The organism is Gilliamella sp. G0441, from assembly GCF_050589305.1.
GTDB lineage: Bacteria > Pseudomonadota > Gammaproteobacteria > Enterobacterales > Orbaceae > Gilliamella.
In genome coordinates, this window is sequence record NZ_JBNRJF010000004.1 from 93,467 (window position 1) to 107,261 (window position 13,795).

General features: G+C 34.3%; 15 protein-coding genes and 1 pseudogene. 14 read left to right on the forward strand and 2 right to left on the reverse strand.

Annotation, left to right across the window (positions count from 1 at the left end; translation table 11 throughout):
• Window positions 1-100 precede the first annotated feature (100 nt).
• From ACKJXD_RS05155 to mdtH, 3 genes are all read left to right on the forward strand, one after another.
• The gene (locus tag ACKJXD_RS05155; RefSeq protein WP_430875718.1) at window positions 101-1,243 is read left to right on the forward strand and encodes a porin; all 1,143 of its coding nucleotides are present in this window, start codon (window positions 101-103) and stop codon (window positions 1,241-1,243) included.
• Window positions 1,244-1,377: 134 nt separating this feature from the next.
• Window positions 1,378-1,836: a methylglyoxal synthase gene (locus ACKJXD_RS05160; RefSeq protein WP_220216624.1), complete on the forward strand. Its 459-nt coding sequence runs from the start codon at window positions 1,378-1,380 to the stop codon at window positions 1,834-1,836.
• Window positions 1,837-3,048 (forward strand): multidrug efflux MFS transporter MdtH, encoded by a 1,212-nt coding sequence (gene mdtH, locus ACKJXD_RS05165; protein ID WP_430875719.1) that lies wholly within the window; start codon window positions 1,837-1,839, stop codon window positions 3,046-3,048.
• On the opposite strand, the gene ACKJXD_RS05170 is transcribed toward mdtH, so the two are convergent.
• Entirely contained in the window at window positions 3,026-3,805 is a 780-nt protein-coding gene (locus tag ACKJXD_RS05170; RefSeq protein WP_430875720.1) for a class II glutamine amidotransferase, read from the reverse strand. The two genes, mdtH and ACKJXD_RS05170, sit on opposite strands and share 23 nt — an antisense overlap.
• A complete protein-coding gene (lpcA, locus tag ACKJXD_RS05175; protein WP_430875721.1) occupies window positions 3,806-4,384 on the reverse strand; it encodes a D-sedoheptulose 7-phosphate isomerase in 579 nt (192 codons plus the stop codon).
• 381 nt (window positions 4,385-4,765) lie between these two features.
• On the opposite strand from lpcA, the gene ribH reads away from it, so the two are divergent.
• The 11 genes and pseudogenes from ribH to ACKJXD_RS05230 all read left to right on the forward strand — a co-directional run bounded on the left by ribH (window position 4,766) and on the right by ACKJXD_RS05230 (window position 13,592).
• Entirely contained in the window at window positions 4,766-5,236 is a 471-nt protein-coding gene (ribH, locus tag ACKJXD_RS05180; protein WP_294826468.1) for a 6,7-dimethyl-8-ribityllumazine synthase, read from the forward strand.
• Window positions 5,237-5,240: 4 nt separating this feature from the next.
• Entirely contained in the window at window positions 5,241-5,660 is a 420-nt protein-coding gene (nusB, locus tag ACKJXD_RS05185; RefSeq protein ID WP_065558858.1) for a transcription antitermination factor NusB, read from the forward strand.
• A gap of 21 nt (window positions 5,661-5,681) precedes the next feature.
• On the forward strand, window positions 5,682-6,743 hold the full coding sequence (locus tag ACKJXD_RS05190) for a TrmH family RNA methyltransferase (RefSeq protein ID WP_430875722.1): 1,062 nt from the start codon (window positions 5,682-5,684) through the stop codon (window positions 6,741-6,743).
• Between the two features lie 164 nt (window positions 6,744-6,907).
• The gene (gene nadR, locus ACKJXD_RS05195) at window positions 6,908-7,843 is read left to right on the forward strand and encodes a multifunctional transcriptional regulator/nicotinamide-nucleotide adenylyltransferase/ribosylnicotinamide kinase NadR (RefSeq protein ID WP_220216629.1); all 936 of its coding nucleotides are present in this window, start codon (window positions 6,908-6,910) and stop codon (window positions 7,841-7,843) included.
• 61 nt (window positions 7,844-7,904) lie between these two features.
• Window positions 7,905-8,681, forward strand: coding sequence for a bifunctional demethylmenaquinone methyltransferase/2-methoxy-6-polyprenyl-1,4-benzoquinol methylase UbiE (gene ubiE / locus ACKJXD_RS05200; RefSeq protein ID WP_220216630.1), 777 nt, complete (start codon window positions 7,905-7,907; stop codon window positions 8,679-8,681).
• A 13-nt stretch (window positions 8,682-8,694) separates the two neighbouring features.
• A complete protein-coding gene (gene ubiB / locus ACKJXD_RS05205; protein WP_430875723.1) occupies window positions 8,695-10,236 on the forward strand; it encodes a ubiquinone biosynthesis regulatory protein kinase UbiB in 1,542 nt (513 codons plus the stop codon).
• 72 nt (window positions 10,237-10,308) lie between these two features.
• Entirely contained in the window at window positions 10,309-10,524 is a 216-nt protein-coding gene (tatA, locus tag ACKJXD_RS05210; RefSeq protein ID WP_430875782.1) for a twin-arginine translocase TatA/TatE family subunit, read from the forward strand.
• Between the two features lie 3 nt (window positions 10,525-10,527).
• A pseudogene (tatB, locus tag ACKJXD_RS05215) lies at window positions 10,528-10,815 on the forward strand (Sec-independent protein translocase protein TatB); the annotation flags it as partial.
• A 47-nt stretch (window positions 10,816-10,862) separates the two neighbouring features.
• Window positions 10,863-11,609: a twin-arginine translocase subunit TatC gene (gene tatC, locus ACKJXD_RS05220; protein WP_430875724.1), complete on the forward strand. Its 747-nt coding sequence runs from the start codon at window positions 10,863-10,865 to the stop codon at window positions 11,607-11,609.
• A gap of 54 nt (window positions 11,610-11,663) precedes the next feature.
• Window positions 11,664-13,088, forward strand: coding sequence for a bifunctional D-glycero-beta-D-manno-heptose-7-phosphate kinase/D-glycero-beta-D-manno-heptose 1-phosphate adenylyltransferase HldE (gene hldE, locus ACKJXD_RS05225; protein ID WP_430875725.1), 1,425 nt, complete (start codon window positions 11,664-11,666; stop codon window positions 13,086-13,088).
• Window positions 13,089-13,139: 51 nt separating this feature from the next.
• Window positions 13,140-13,592: a hypothetical protein gene (locus ACKJXD_RS05230; RefSeq protein ID WP_430875726.1), complete on the forward strand. Its 453-nt coding sequence runs from the start codon at window positions 13,140-13,142 to the stop codon at window positions 13,590-13,592.
• Window positions 13,593-13,795: the final 203 nt, after the last annotated feature.

Here is a 13,795-nt window from a genome sequence, read left to right on the forward strand (position 1 = left end):
ATCACAGAAATAATATAGTTGCTAAATATTAGCGATTATTTATTGGTCGAGAGCAAATTAATTTGCATCTTTAATAATAAATACCTACGAGGGTAACAAAATGAAACGTAATCTATTAGCAATCGCTATTCCTGCGCTTTTAATTGCAGGTACAGCAAGCGCTTCTATTGAAGTGTGGAATAAAGACGGTAATAAAGTTGACTTTTATGGTCGAGTTTATGCATTAAATTATATTACTGACCGTAATAACCAAACAGGCGAAGGTGATAAAACGACTGCACGTCTAGGTATGTCTGGTCAAACTCAAGTTACTGACTGGCTATCTGGTTATGGACGTTGGGAATATGAAGCGAAAACGGGTAAAGATGCGGATAATGAAACTCGTTATGCATTTGCTGGTTTAAACTTTGGTGATTTTGGTTCATTTGATTATGGTCGTAATGACGGTGTACTAAAAACCTTAACTTCTTATACCGACGTTTTACCAGAGTTTGGTGGTGATGCATCAAATAATGATATTTATGCATTAACTGCACGTACTAAAGCTGTAGCGACTTACCGTAACTCAGACTTCTTTGGTCTTGTAGATGGTTTACGTTTTGCTGTTCAATATGCAGATAATGGTGACAATAGCTCAACTCGTAAATTAAATACCGTTGACCATAACAATGGGCATGATAGCGCTGAAGCATGGGGTTCTGTTATTGATTGGGATGTACTTGATACCGGTTTATCTGTCGGTGCTGGTTATGCTCAAACAGGTGGTCACAAAGATGCTAAAGCATGGTCAGCAGGTATTAAATACGACAATAATAATGTGTATTTAGCTGCGCTTTATATTCAAGGTAAACAAAAATATGGTTGGGATAATGGATCGTCTACTAGCAATGCGGATGATTTAAAAACTAAAGGTTTTGAACTTGTTGCACAATATGGAATTGACTTCGATATTGGTCGTTTAACTCCATCAGTTGCATATATTCAACATAAAGTTAAAGATGCTTCAAGCTTATCAGGTGATGCAGGGCTTAAAGGTAATGACCTTGTTAAATATGTTGATGTTGGTTTAACTTATGCATTCAACAAAAACTTACAAGCTATTATTGATTACAAAATCAATTTATTAGATAAAGATGATATTGGTGCACGTCGTGCTCTATATGATAATAGCACATTTAGCAAATCAGAAATTAAAGCGACAACAAAAGATACCGTTGCACTTGGTTTAATTTATCAATTCTAATTAATTGCAATTTAATACTTTGGAAGGCACTTCGGTGCCTTTTTTTATTGTCTCTAATTCAATCAAATAAAACTTGTATTTTATTATATACTCTGCTAAAAACAGACAAGATAATAATAGATTAGGACAACATTATGCGTTATACCACTCGTCAACTGCCGGCAAAGAAAAATATAGCTTTAGTCGCACATGATCACTTAAAAGAATCATTATTAAATTGGTGTAAACGAAATCGAGACGAGCTTTCACATCATCATTTATGTGGTACCGGAACCACTGGGACATTAATTAAAAAAGAAACAGGTCTAAATATTAAACCTATGCTTAGCGGTCCTATGGGCGGCGATCAACAAATTGGGGCACTAATTGCCGAAGGAAAAATTGATATTCTTATCTTTTTTTGGGATCCTCTCAATGCTGTGCCACACGATCCTGATGTTAAAGCTTTACTTCGTTTATCAACAGTCTGGAATATTCCGGTTGCGACTAATCAAGCAACCGCTAACGCATTGATTCAATCCTCTATTTTCATGCAAGAAGTTGAAATTGAGATTCCTGACTATCAAGGTTACTTAGCTGAAAGGTTAAAATAAATGCCAATTCCATCCCAAATACGGAAAACAGGTAGGCAAATATTATTATTTGATAATTTGTTTATTGTATTGGGGTTTTATATTGTCTTTCCACTTGTTTCAACTCATTTTGTAAGTGAAATAGGTTGGAGTGCATTATTTGTGGGATTTGCATTGGGATTTCGGCAATTTGTTCAACAAGGGTTTGGTATTATTGGTGGTGCTATCGCTGATCGATTTGGTGCAAAACCCATGATCATAACTGGTATGTTTTTGCGGTCGATTGGCTTTATTTCAATGGCTTTAGCAACTGAACACTGGTTATTACTTGTATCTTGCTTATTGTCTGCATTGGGTGGACTGTTATTTGATCCACCTCGAATGGGATTAACCATAAAATTTACTAGACCTCACGAACGAGGTAAATTCATATCATTATTAATGATACAAGACAATGCTGGTGCCGTTATTGGCGCACTTATCGGTGGGATTTTAATTGATTATGATTTTCACTTAGTTTGTTGGTGTGGTGCCTTTATATTCTTTTTGTGTGGGATGTTTAATATCTTCTTTTTACCTACTTATCATATTTCAATTGGTAAAGCACCTATCATTAATGGTATTAAAATGGTATTAAAAGATAAAAAATTTACCCGTTATGTTCTTACTTTAACTGGTTATTATGTGTTATGGGTACAGATTATGCTAATGCTGCCTTTAACTATTACCAACATTTCAGGTAGTCCAAGTTATGTTAAATGGATGTATGCAATTCAAGCTGGTTTATCCCTTATATTGTTATATCCGCTTGCAAGATTTAGTGAACGATATTTTAGATTAGATCAGCGTCTCAAATTTGGTCTGTTATTAATGTCATTTGGATTTATAATCATTGGTTTTACAACAAAATTATCAATACTACTTTCATTAATTGCTTTATTCTATTTAGGTGCCATTATTGCTGAACCGGCAAGGGAAACTTTATCTACAGTGCTTAGCAATCCCAAAGCAAAAGGTAGCTATATGGGGTTTAGTCGGTTAGGGCTTGCTATAGGAGGATTTGTAGGTTATACCGGTGCCGGCTGGCTATATGATATTGCTATACGAATAGGGTTTCCACATTTACCATGGATAATATTAACGTTAATAGGATTGATAACCTTTGGTTATCTACAATTTCAATTTAAAGATGAGCCTCCAATGCCACGAGTTAAAATGAAGAAAATTGGTTAATCTCACCTTTGTTAAATAAAATCGCTTCTCCTGTATTTAATTTGAACCATGTTTCATTGGAAGTTAAGGGTAAAGTCGAAATGATTGTGACGATATCATTAGGCGTAGTATGTTTGTGAAAGTCAATTTCAACATCTTCATCAAGAAGTTTAGCTTTCCCGAAAGGTGCTTTGCGGGTTATCCAATGTAAATCAGTTGAGCAATAAGCAAAAACATATTGACCGTCAGAGAGTAACATATTAAATACCCCAAGTTGGCTTAGTTTATCTGCGCATTGCTTGATACAACTGAACACTTCGATATCATTATTGGGTTTTTGAGGATATTTCTGATGGAGTTGATTAATTAGGTAGCAAAAGGCATATTCACTATCAGTAAGACCTACAGGTTCAAATGTCCCCATATCGAGATCTTCATAACCGGTTAATTGTCCATTATGGGCAAAAGTCCAATTTTTTCCCCATAACTCACGCGTAAAGGGATGTGTATTTTCAAGTGCTACACCTCCTCGATTTGCTTGGCGAATATGGGCTATGACTGCTTTGGACTTTATTGGATACTGTTGAACAAGCCTGGCAATAGGCGAATAACTGCAAGGTTCAGGATCTTTGAATGTACGGCATCCCTTACCTTCATAGAAAGTAATACCCCACCCATCTTTATGGGGACCTTTGTCGCCCCCTCGTTTGACTAAACTGGTAAAACTAAAACAGATATCCGTAGGTACATTTGCACTCATGCCCAATAATTCGCACATTTATTTGCTCATCTCTTTTTCAATTAATAAAATTAAAATATGTATTACTTTAATATGAATTTCCTGAACCCGATCAGCATAACCAAAATGAGGGACACGAATGTCAACATCGGCAAGCCCATTCATTTTTCCGCCATCTTTTCCGGTTAATGTGATGATTTTCATGCCTTTTTGTTTTGCAACTTCAATTGCTTTTAATACATTAATAGAGTTCCCTGAAGTTGAAATACCTAACAGTACATCGCCTTTTTGTCCTACACCTTCAACATAACGAGAAAAAATTGAATCAAATCCAAAATCATTACCCACACACGAAATATGACTGACATCGGATATCGCGATAGCTGGATAAGCTGGGCGATTATCACGAAACCGTCCGGTTAACTCTTCAGCAAAATGCATTGCATCACAGTGAGAACCTCCGTTACCACATGATAGCACTTTACCGCCATGCTTAAATGATTCCGCAATTAAGATTGCGGCATCTTGAATATGTTCAAGATTTTTATTGTTGGAAATAAAATTAGTTAAAACATCAACAGCTTGATTTAACTCATGTTGAATATTATCAATATACATCGAAATTACCTCTAAATAAATTCTAATGATTATTGTAATTCGTTGAAAATTGCTTGCAAGAAATAAAAATTAATTTTAATTCATTGTGAGACATTCAATAACCTATTAAATCAATTTAATCTAGTAAAAGGACTGTCAATTTAAACAACAAATCTATTGAATTGTTTTTTTAATAACTAGTTGTTATCAAGCTAAATTTAGTTGTAACGTTTTACTTGATTAAAATCATTTTTGATCAAAGATAATTTGAAGTAAAGATCTTGTATGTAACGTTATTTGCTAATAGGAGAAGTCTGCAGTTTGTGATACAATTTGATAGTTATTTTTTCACGAATAAAGATAGTGAAATTGCATTTGAAAATCAATTGATAAGGAATTAGTATGCAAACTATTGAAGCTAAAGTTATCGCACCAAAAGCAAAAGTTGCCATTATTGTGGCTCGTTTTAATCATTTTATTAATGAGAGTCTTGTTAATGGCGCTACCGATGCACTAAAACGTATTGGACAAGTCGATGATAAAAACATTACCGTCATATGGGTTCCTGGTGCTTATGAAATCCCACTAGCGGCAAAAGTTGCAGCGCAATCCAAAAAATATGATGCAATAGTTGCATTAGGAACAGTGATTCGTGGTAGTACAGCGCATTTTGACTTTGTTGCTGGCGAGTCAAGTTCAGGTTTATTAAGTGCAAGCCTAGATTATTCGATCCCAGTTGGATTTGGTATTTTAACAACCGAATCTATTGAACAAGCTATCGAACGTGCAGGCACAAAAGCGGGTAATAAAGGTGCTGAAGCAGCATTAACTGCGCTTGAAATGCTAAACGTAATTAAAGCAATTAAGGAGTAAGTTAGTGGCATCAGTCAATCCTCGTCGTCGAGCAAGAGAGTGTGCGGTTCAAGCGATATACTCTTGGCAAGTTTCCCGAAATGATCTTGCCGATGTTGAGACAAGTTTTATTGCAGAACAAGATATGAAAGGCGTTGACTCTAAGTATTTTCGAGAACTCTTAAATGGTGTAGGTAAAAATACAGCAGAGTTAGATGATAAGATGGCGCCGTATCTCACTGAACGTACAGTTGAAGAACTTGGTCTAATCGAATTAGCAATATTGCGAATTGCGCTTTATGAATTAACCAAACGCCAAGATGTTCCGTACAAAGTCGTGATTAATGAAGCAATCGATTTAACAAAAACATTTGGTGCAGCTGATAGTCACAAATTTGTTAACGGTGTTTTAGATAAGATAGCCCCAACCATTCGTACGCGGTAACAGACTAAAAGTGAGATTGAAATGAACAATAATACTGAAAAAAATAAGCCAACCATTTTTTATGCAAAAAATAGTGAACCCCAAAAACGTTCTCATTCCACTCAGCAAAGAATGATTGGTCGTAAAGATAATTTTAAAAAAGATTCATTTCAGTCTAAAAACAAAATTAGACAATCTGTGAATGACCGTATTGAAGTATTTAAACCTAAAACGAATAAAACAGTGACAGAAAAACTGAATCGTGAATTAGAATCAAATAAATTTAAGTATGGTCAATTTGTCGAGCATGATTCGCCATGGCAGAAAAAAGTTCGTGATAATGAGCAAACGCCGACTTATGGTTATGATGAATACCGACAACGTAAAGAAGAAACTCTGGTTTATAGTGAAAACAGTTGTAAAGCTGTTTTCAAACATCGACGTTCAGCTATCGTCAAATTATTTATTACTCAAGATATGACCTATCAGTTTAAAGATTTAATCAGCTGGTTAGTCAATCAACGTTTAGGATATGACGTAGTATCGACCGAACAAATTACTAAAATAACCCAAACAGAACATCATGGTGGAATCTGTTTGATCGTTAAAAAACGAATACCAGTCACATTATTTGATTATATCGAAAAAAATAACGGAAAAAATAATGATTGTGTATTAGCAATTGATGATGTGAATAATCCCCATAACTTAGGTGGGATTATTCGAAGTGCGGCATTCTATGGGGTAAATGGTGTCATATTGCGTCAGACTAATTTACTTAATAGTGGTGCAGCAATGCGTATTGCGGAAGGCGGGATTGAAGCGATTGAGTCGATTAAAAGTGATGATTTTGTTGCTTCGCTTGAGTTACTTAAACGACATGATTACCAAATTGTAGCGTTACTACCATGTCCGATTAAGTCAATTAAATCAATTGAGTTACACCAAATTAATTTTAATAAAAAAGTCGCTATCGTTATTTTTCAACAAATTAATCGAAAACTGATAGAATGTGCTGATGTGGTTGTTCATTTACACGGTAATGATAATATGGCTGCATTAAATATTTCTGTTGCAACGGGCATTTTATTATCTATATTATAACTAAAATTTATCTTTACGTTATTTTTGCTGAAATCATCAATAACGTAAGCGGTTAATAATGATATTTGCTTAAATATTGTATATGTTAATTAGCATCAATTGGTTAGAAAATGAATTTTTTTTCTGTACATTGTTAACAAGTTTTAAATGCATTGGTAAGTGGTATGGAGTCTAAACATAAAGTTGGTTTAATTTTTGGTAAGTTTTATCCTCTACATAGTGGACATATATATTTAATTGAAAAAGCGATGAGTCAGGTCAATGAATTACATATTTTTCTTGGCTGTGAAGAATTACGTGATCAACAACTGTTTGACAAAAGCCATTTATCAAAACAACCCAAAGTCAGTGATCGATTCACATGGTTGAAAGAAACCTTCAAAGACCGTCATAATATTCATATTCATGTTTTAGATGAAGCTGGAATCCAATCTTATCCAAATGGCTGGAAAGATTGGAGTGATCGTGTCAAACTTATTTTGAATGAATATAAAATTAAACCAACGGTTATATTTACCAGTGAACCTCAAGATGTAAAAAATCATGAGCTTTATTTCGGTTGCCCAGCAATAATTATCGATGCTGATCGCAACTTTATGAAAATTAGTGCTACTCAAATACGCGAAAATCCTTATCAAAATTGGTCTTTTATTGCACAAGCTGCCAAGCCTTTTTTTGTCAAAAAAGTGGCGATTATTGGTCAAGGAATATTTAAAGAACTTCCAATACAACTCGCTAATATTTATAACACTCAATATGTATCAAACGGCTACATTAATTATATTGAGCGAGAATTAACTAACTCACATAATAAGCGTTATTTAAGTGAGGCTGATTACCTTAAAATTGCAATGTTACATGTTGAACGCATATCGAGTGCTGAAGTACAGGCTAATAAATTACTGTTTGCTTCAATCGATTTTGATTCGTTAGCAGATTATTATCAACAAGTCTTTGATAAAGAGCATCAAGTGCTAAATGCCTTGAAAGAAAGTTATCATTTTGATTTGGTCATTCATGAAAAAGATTTTGACCCAAAACTTTCATCATTAGAATATTTTGAAACAGTATCTAATATGGTTGAAAGGTTATTGATTTAGTTCATCACATTTATTCTGGCTTATGTTAAAATAACCTAAATCTTTGTGATGGGTAAATTTTATGTCTCAATCTTCTGACAAACAAAATAACGATAATCAAGAAAAAATAGATTTTGGTTTTACGCAAGTTTTAAAACAAGATAAAGTTAAACGTGTTGCAGATGTTTTTCATTCTGTTGCTGACAAATATGATGTGATGAATGATCTGATGTCATTTGGAATTCATCGTATATGGAAAAAAATCACCATTGAATATAGCAGTGTACGCAAAGGTCAAAAGGTTTTAGATCTTGCCGGTGGTACTGGAGATTTAACCGCTAAATTTTCCCAATTAGTTGGCGATGATGGCTTGGTAGTGCTTGCTGATATCAATGAATCCATGTTAAAAGTTGGGCGAGAAAAGCTTCGAGACAAAGGATTATTTAAAAATATTGAATATGTGCAAGCTAACGCTGAAGAGTTACCTTTCGCGGACAATTTTTTTGACTGTATTACCATTTCTTTTGGTCTACGCAATGTGACTGACAAAAATAAAGCGTTACAATCCATGTGGCGAGTATTAAAACCTGGTGGTCGTTTATTAATTCTTGAATTTTCCAAACCGCAATACCCAATTTTAAATAAAGCTTATGATCTTTATTCATTTACCATGTTACCGTTAATGGGCAAAGTTATTGCGAATGATGCTGACAGCTACCGTTATTTAGCGGAATCGATTCGAATGCATCCTGATCAAAAAACATTGAAAAAAATGATGGAAGATGCAGGATTTGTAGATGTCAAATATCACAATATGACAGGTGGTATTGTGGCGTTACATACTGGTTTTAAATTTTAAGCGATGAAATATAATGACATTTTTCAGACTCTATAAAATATTAACCGTTTTTCGTGCATATCAATTAAATGAATTATTGCCAACAAACCGATTTTCAAAGTGGTTACCAATTTTGATATCATGCTTATTTTGGATAAGACCAAAAGCAAAACATGAAGAAATTGGTGAGCGATTACGTCAAGCATTACAAGAGCTTGGACCCGTCTGGATAAAGTTTGGTCAAATGATTTCAACCCGTCGAGATGTGCTTTCAAAAGATATTGCAGACAGTTTAGCCAAATTACAAGACCAAGTAGATCCTTTTGACGGTAAAGTGGCAAAACAATTAATTGAAAAAGCCCTCGGTCAGCCAATCGATCATTATTTTTCAAATTTTGATGAGCAGCCATTGGCATCGGCATCGATTGCACAAGTTCATACAGCCATATTAAAACGTAGCCAAGCTGAAATTGTCATTAAAGTATTGCGTCCTAACATTATACCAGTCATAAAAGCGGACATTGCTTTAATGTATTGGCTTGCCAAACAGTTTACTAAACGCATTAAGTTCGGCGCAAAGTTACGAGCAATTGAAATCGTACGTGACTATGAACTTACCTTAATGAAAGAGTTAGATTTACAACAAGAAGCTTATAATACCATTCGGTTACGTGACAATTTTATTAATAGCAACATATTATATATACCTTACATTTATCAAGAGCTTTGTCGAGAAAATGTCTTAGTTGAAGAGCGCATTAAAGGTGTGCCAATTGGGGATATTCAGACACTCAAAAAACATAACGTTGACATGAAGCTACTTGCTGAACGAGGGGTTCAAGCTTTCTTTACACAGGTTTTTAAAGATAATTTTTTCCATGCCGATATGCATCCAGGTAATATCTTTGTTGACATTACCGAGCCGAAAAATCCCCGTTATATCGGAATTGATTGCGCTATTATTGGTATGTTAACGGAAGATGACCAGCACTATCTTGCTGAGAATTTTCTAGCCTTTTTTAATCAAGATTATCGCAAAATTGCCGAAACCTACATTGCATCGGGTTGGGTTCCTGAATCTACCGATCCGATTGCTTTTGAAATGGCTATGCGCAACGTATGCGAACCTGCTTTTGCAAAACCGTTGGCTGAAATCTCATTCTCACAAATTTTACTAAAATTATTTGATGTTGCCAGAAGATTTGAAATGGAGATTCAACCACAATTAATCTTGCTGCAAAAAACGTTATTTTATATTGAAGGTTTAGGACGTCAACTTTATCCGGAACTCGATTTATGGCAAACCGCTAAACCATTTTTAGAAAAATGGTATGAAGATAAATATAGTGCTAAAAAAATTATCCAACAAGCATGGACTTCATTACCGCAATGGCGAACGCTTTTGCCCGAGCTGCCTGCAAAACTTAATGATTATGCACGTATAACAAAGCAGATGAATCATCAAATTAAACAGATTAATCACGAACTAACGTGTCGAAAAAAACGCGAACGAATTTTATACAGCTTAATAGGGATACTTAGTGCATTATTTACGTATATGCTGATTTTTCATTAGATCAGGTATTTGGGAATCTTATCATTTAAGTGTATAATCAAATCACAAATGACGTCGGAGATAATTATCATGATGCCAAGCTTGCCTCAATTACTCATACTAATCGCAGTTGTTGTATTACTGTTTGGGACAAAAAAGTTACGCTCATTGGGTTCGGATCTTGGTGCCTCAATCAAAGGCTTTAAAAAAGCGATGAATGATGATGATAACAAAACATCCTCAGAACAACCCGATAAAGTTAAAAATTTCGATTCATATAACGATGAACAAACGACTAAAAAAGAGTAGGTTGTGTTTGATATCAGCTTTGGTCAATTATTATTAGTATTAATTATTGGACTGGTGGTATTAGGGCCAGAGCGTTTGCCTATCGCAATTAAAACAGTAGCAGGTTGGATTAAAGTATTACGACGAATGTCGGCAACCGTTCAACTTGAACTAAATAAAGAGCTTAAACTACAAGAGTTACAAGATAGTTTAAAAAAAGCAGAACAAAGTGGTTTAAAAAATTTAACACCTGAAATTCAAGAATCGATTGATGACTTAAAACGTGTAACGGAATCGTTGCAAAAAGAGATCGATTCTGCAACCCTAACTGATATTGAATACCCAAATAAAGACAAATCATGACTGACGACGCATCTCAACCTTTAATTGGACATCTTGTTGAACTCAGAACACGACTTTTACGTTGTATTATTTGCATTTTATTAGTTTTTACCTGTCTTCTCTATTTTTCAAATGATATCTATCACATCGTTGCTAATCCTTTAATTAGTCAATTACCTACGGGTAGTAGCATGATTGCAACTGATATTGCTGCTCCTTTTTTCACACCCATTAAATTAACGGCAGTAGTGGCGATTTTTATCTCAATTCCTTATGTGCTTTATCAAGTATGGGGATTTGTTGCACCAGCGTTATATCAACATGAAAAACGTTTAGTTATGCCCCTTATTATATCGAGCACATTACTATTTTATATTGGTATTGCATTTGCTTATTTTGTAGTATTCCCACTCGCATTTTATTTTTTCATCCACACCGCACCGGTTGATGTGGCAATCAATACCGATATCACAAAATATCTAGATTTTGTCATGACTTTGTTTGTGGTATTTGGATTCGCTTTTGAAGTCCCTGTCGCCATCATATTACTCTGTTGGACAGGCATCACCACACCCAAAAGTTTACAAAAGAAACGTCCCTATATAATTGTAGCAGTGTTCGCTGTTGCTATGTTTGTCACACCGCCTGATGTGTTTTCACAAATATTATTAGCTATACCAATTTGTTTGCTATTTGAAATTGGAACTTTTTTTGCTCGTTTTTATCAACCTCGTAAAAAAGAGGAAGATGATAATGAGGTTTAGCAGCACTAGTTACAAACAATAATTTTAATGACAAGTAAAGGATAACTCTTCATAATGAAAATATCATTACCTGATTTCAATCAAGCCCATGTTTTAGTCATTGGTGATATTATGTTAGATCGCTATTGGTATGGTGGTACCAATCGGATATCACCTGAAGCTCCTGTACCAATAGTAAAAATTGATTCTCTTGAAGAACGACCTGGTGGGGCAGCTAATGTTGCTATGAATATTACTTCACTTTGTGGCAATGCAAGATTGATTGGTCTGACTGGTATTGATGAACCCGCTAAGATTCTTGATGAACAATTAACCAAACACCACGTACATTGCGATTTTGTTACGGTTTCAACCCATCCAACTATTACAAAATTAAGAGTTCTATCTCGTAATCAGCAATTGATTCGAATTGATTTTGAAGAAGCATTTACTGATGTGGATAGTGCTTCTATGCTAGACCGTATAAAAACTGCTCTGCCAAATTATAAAGTCATGGTGCTTTCTGATTACGCTAAAGGTGCATTATCTTCTGTTCAATCAATGATTAAGCTTGCTAATCAAGCAAATGTACCTATTTTAGTTGATCCCAAAGGTACTGATTTTGAACGCTATCGTGGGGCTACGTTATTAACGCCGAATATGTCAGAATTTGAAGCAGTTGTTGGTGTTTGTCAATCAGAAGAAGAAATTGTAGAAAAAGGTTATCAACTTATTAAGCAATTTGATCTAAAAGCATTATTAGTGACTAGAAGTGAAAAAGGTATGACCTTATTACAATTAGATAAACCTATTTATCATTTACCGACTCTAGCTAAAGAAGTATTTGATGTCACTGGTGCTGGTGATACAGTGATTGCCACTCTTGCCGCATCTCTTGCTGCTGGAAAATCTTTAGAAGAAAGTTGCTACTTAGCTAATACAGCAGCTGGCATTGTTGTTGGTAAACTAGGTACTTCAACTGTTTCACAAGTTGAGCTAAGTAATGCTATACATGCGCGAGTAGATGATGGATTTGGTGTGATGACTGAAGCAGAATTAGAAGAAGAAGTTAGAAAAGCTCGCACACGTGGAGAGAAAATTGTTATGACCAATGGTTGCTTCGATATTTTGCATGCAGGGCATGTTTCTTATCTTGCTAATGCTAGAAAATTAGGTGACCGTTTAATCGTTGCAGTAAATAGTGATGCTTCGGTAAAAAAATTAAAAGGTGATTCAAGACCAATAAATCCTCTCCTGCAAAGAATGATTGTTTTAGGCGCATTAAATTCTGTTGATTGGGTTGTACCATTTGAGGAAGACACCCCTAAACGTCTGATTGCCAAAATTTTACCGGATGTTCTAGTAAAAGGCGGGGATTATAAGCCCGAAGATATAGCTGGCGCTAAAGAGGTTTTAGATGCTGGTGGGATAGTTGAAGTGCTCAATTTTGAAGATGGTTGTTCAACTACCAATATTATTAACACGATAAAAAATAAATAGTAAGAGAGTATTTAGAAAAGGCTACTATATCAAGTAGCCTTTTTAATTTTAATGCTTTTAGTGGGATGTAGTACTTCTAAATCTGAATACATTTATACAGCTAAAAATAATGATCCTCATTTAGAATTTTCATCTGATTTTGGCAATAAAACTAAACCACCGGTTCACTTTAGTTTAAATATTATCGATCCAGATTCTAATAAATGTGAAGATTTCAAAGAAATTGGTTATTATTATCCTGAATCTAGTATTTTTATTTTTGCTGAAGCCAATCCAGAACTAAGCGCTAAAGTACCAGCAAATAAATATGTTTCGATTGAAAGTCATTATAATATTGGAAATGCTGAATATTGTTATGCAGAAACCTTACAGTTTTTAGCTGAAGAAGCAAAAAATTATAACGTGATTTTTAAAATAAAGAATGATATATGTAATTTAGAAATAATCGATAATGAAAATCTAAACCCTGTTCGTGTTAAACCAAAAAGACAGTGCATTAGATAATATTAAATTAAAATATTGATAAAATCAGTCATATTTTTTGAATAATTATGTGCTGATTTTTGTCCTATCAAATAAAAGTGTTATACAGCACATTTTCTTTATCTTATTTTTTAATTGATCAATTTGGTGGTTACACAACCATTATTTTGAGTAAATTAAAATGTTTCGTATAATCAATTTTAATAGTTAATAACTATTATTAA

Excerpts from the sequence above, each read along its gene's own strand:
- ACKJXD_RS05155 (WP_430875718.1), top strand. The coding sequence starts at position 101 with ATGAAACGTAATCTATTAGCAATCGCTATTCCTGCGCTTTTAATTGCA.
- ACKJXD_RS05160 (WP_220216624.1), top strand. The coding sequence starts at position 1,378 with ATGCGTTATACCACTCGTCAACTGCCGGCAAAGAAAAATATAGCTTTA.
- mdtH (WP_430875719.1), top strand. The coding sequence starts at position 1,837 with ATGCCAATTCCATCCCAAATACGGAAAACAGGTAGGCAAATATTATTA.
- ACKJXD_RS05170 (WP_430875720.1), bottom strand. The coding sequence starts at position 3,805 with ATGTGCGAATTATTGGGCATGAGTGCAAATGTACCTACGGATATCTGT.
- lpcA (WP_430875721.1), bottom strand. The coding sequence starts at position 4,384 with ATGTATATTGATAATATTCAACATGAGTTAAATCAAGCTGTTGATGTT.
- ribH (WP_294826468.1), top strand. The coding sequence starts at position 4,766 with ATGCAAACTATTGAAGCTAAAGTTATCGCACCAAAAGCAAAAGTTGCC.
- ACKJXD_RS05190 (WP_430875722.1), top strand. The coding sequence starts at position 5,682 with ATGAACAATAATACTGAAAAAAATAAGCCAACCATTTTTTATGCAAAA.
- nadR (WP_220216629.1), top strand. The coding sequence starts at position 6,908 with ATGGAGTCTAAACATAAAGTTGGTTTAATTTTTGGTAAGTTTTATCCT.
- ubiE (WP_220216630.1), top strand. The coding sequence starts at position 7,905 with ATGTCTCAATCTTCTGACAAACAAAATAACGATAATCAAGAAAAAATA.
- ubiB (WP_430875723.1), top strand. The coding sequence starts at position 8,695 with ATGACATTTTTCAGACTCTATAAAATATTAACCGTTTTTCGTGCATAT.
- tatA (WP_430875782.1), top strand. The coding sequence starts at position 10,309 with ATGCCAAGCTTGCCTCAATTACTCATACTAATCGCAGTTGTTGTATTA.
- tatC (WP_430875724.1), top strand. The coding sequence starts at position 10,863 with ATGACTGACGACGCATCTCAACCTTTAATTGGACATCTTGTTGAACTC.
- hldE (WP_430875725.1), top strand. The coding sequence starts at position 11,664 with ATGAAAATATCATTACCTGATTTCAATCAAGCCCATGTTTTAGTCATT.
- ACKJXD_RS05230 (WP_430875726.1), top strand. The coding sequence starts at position 13,140 with ATGCTTTTAGTGGGATGTAGTACTTCTAAATCTGAATACATTTATACA.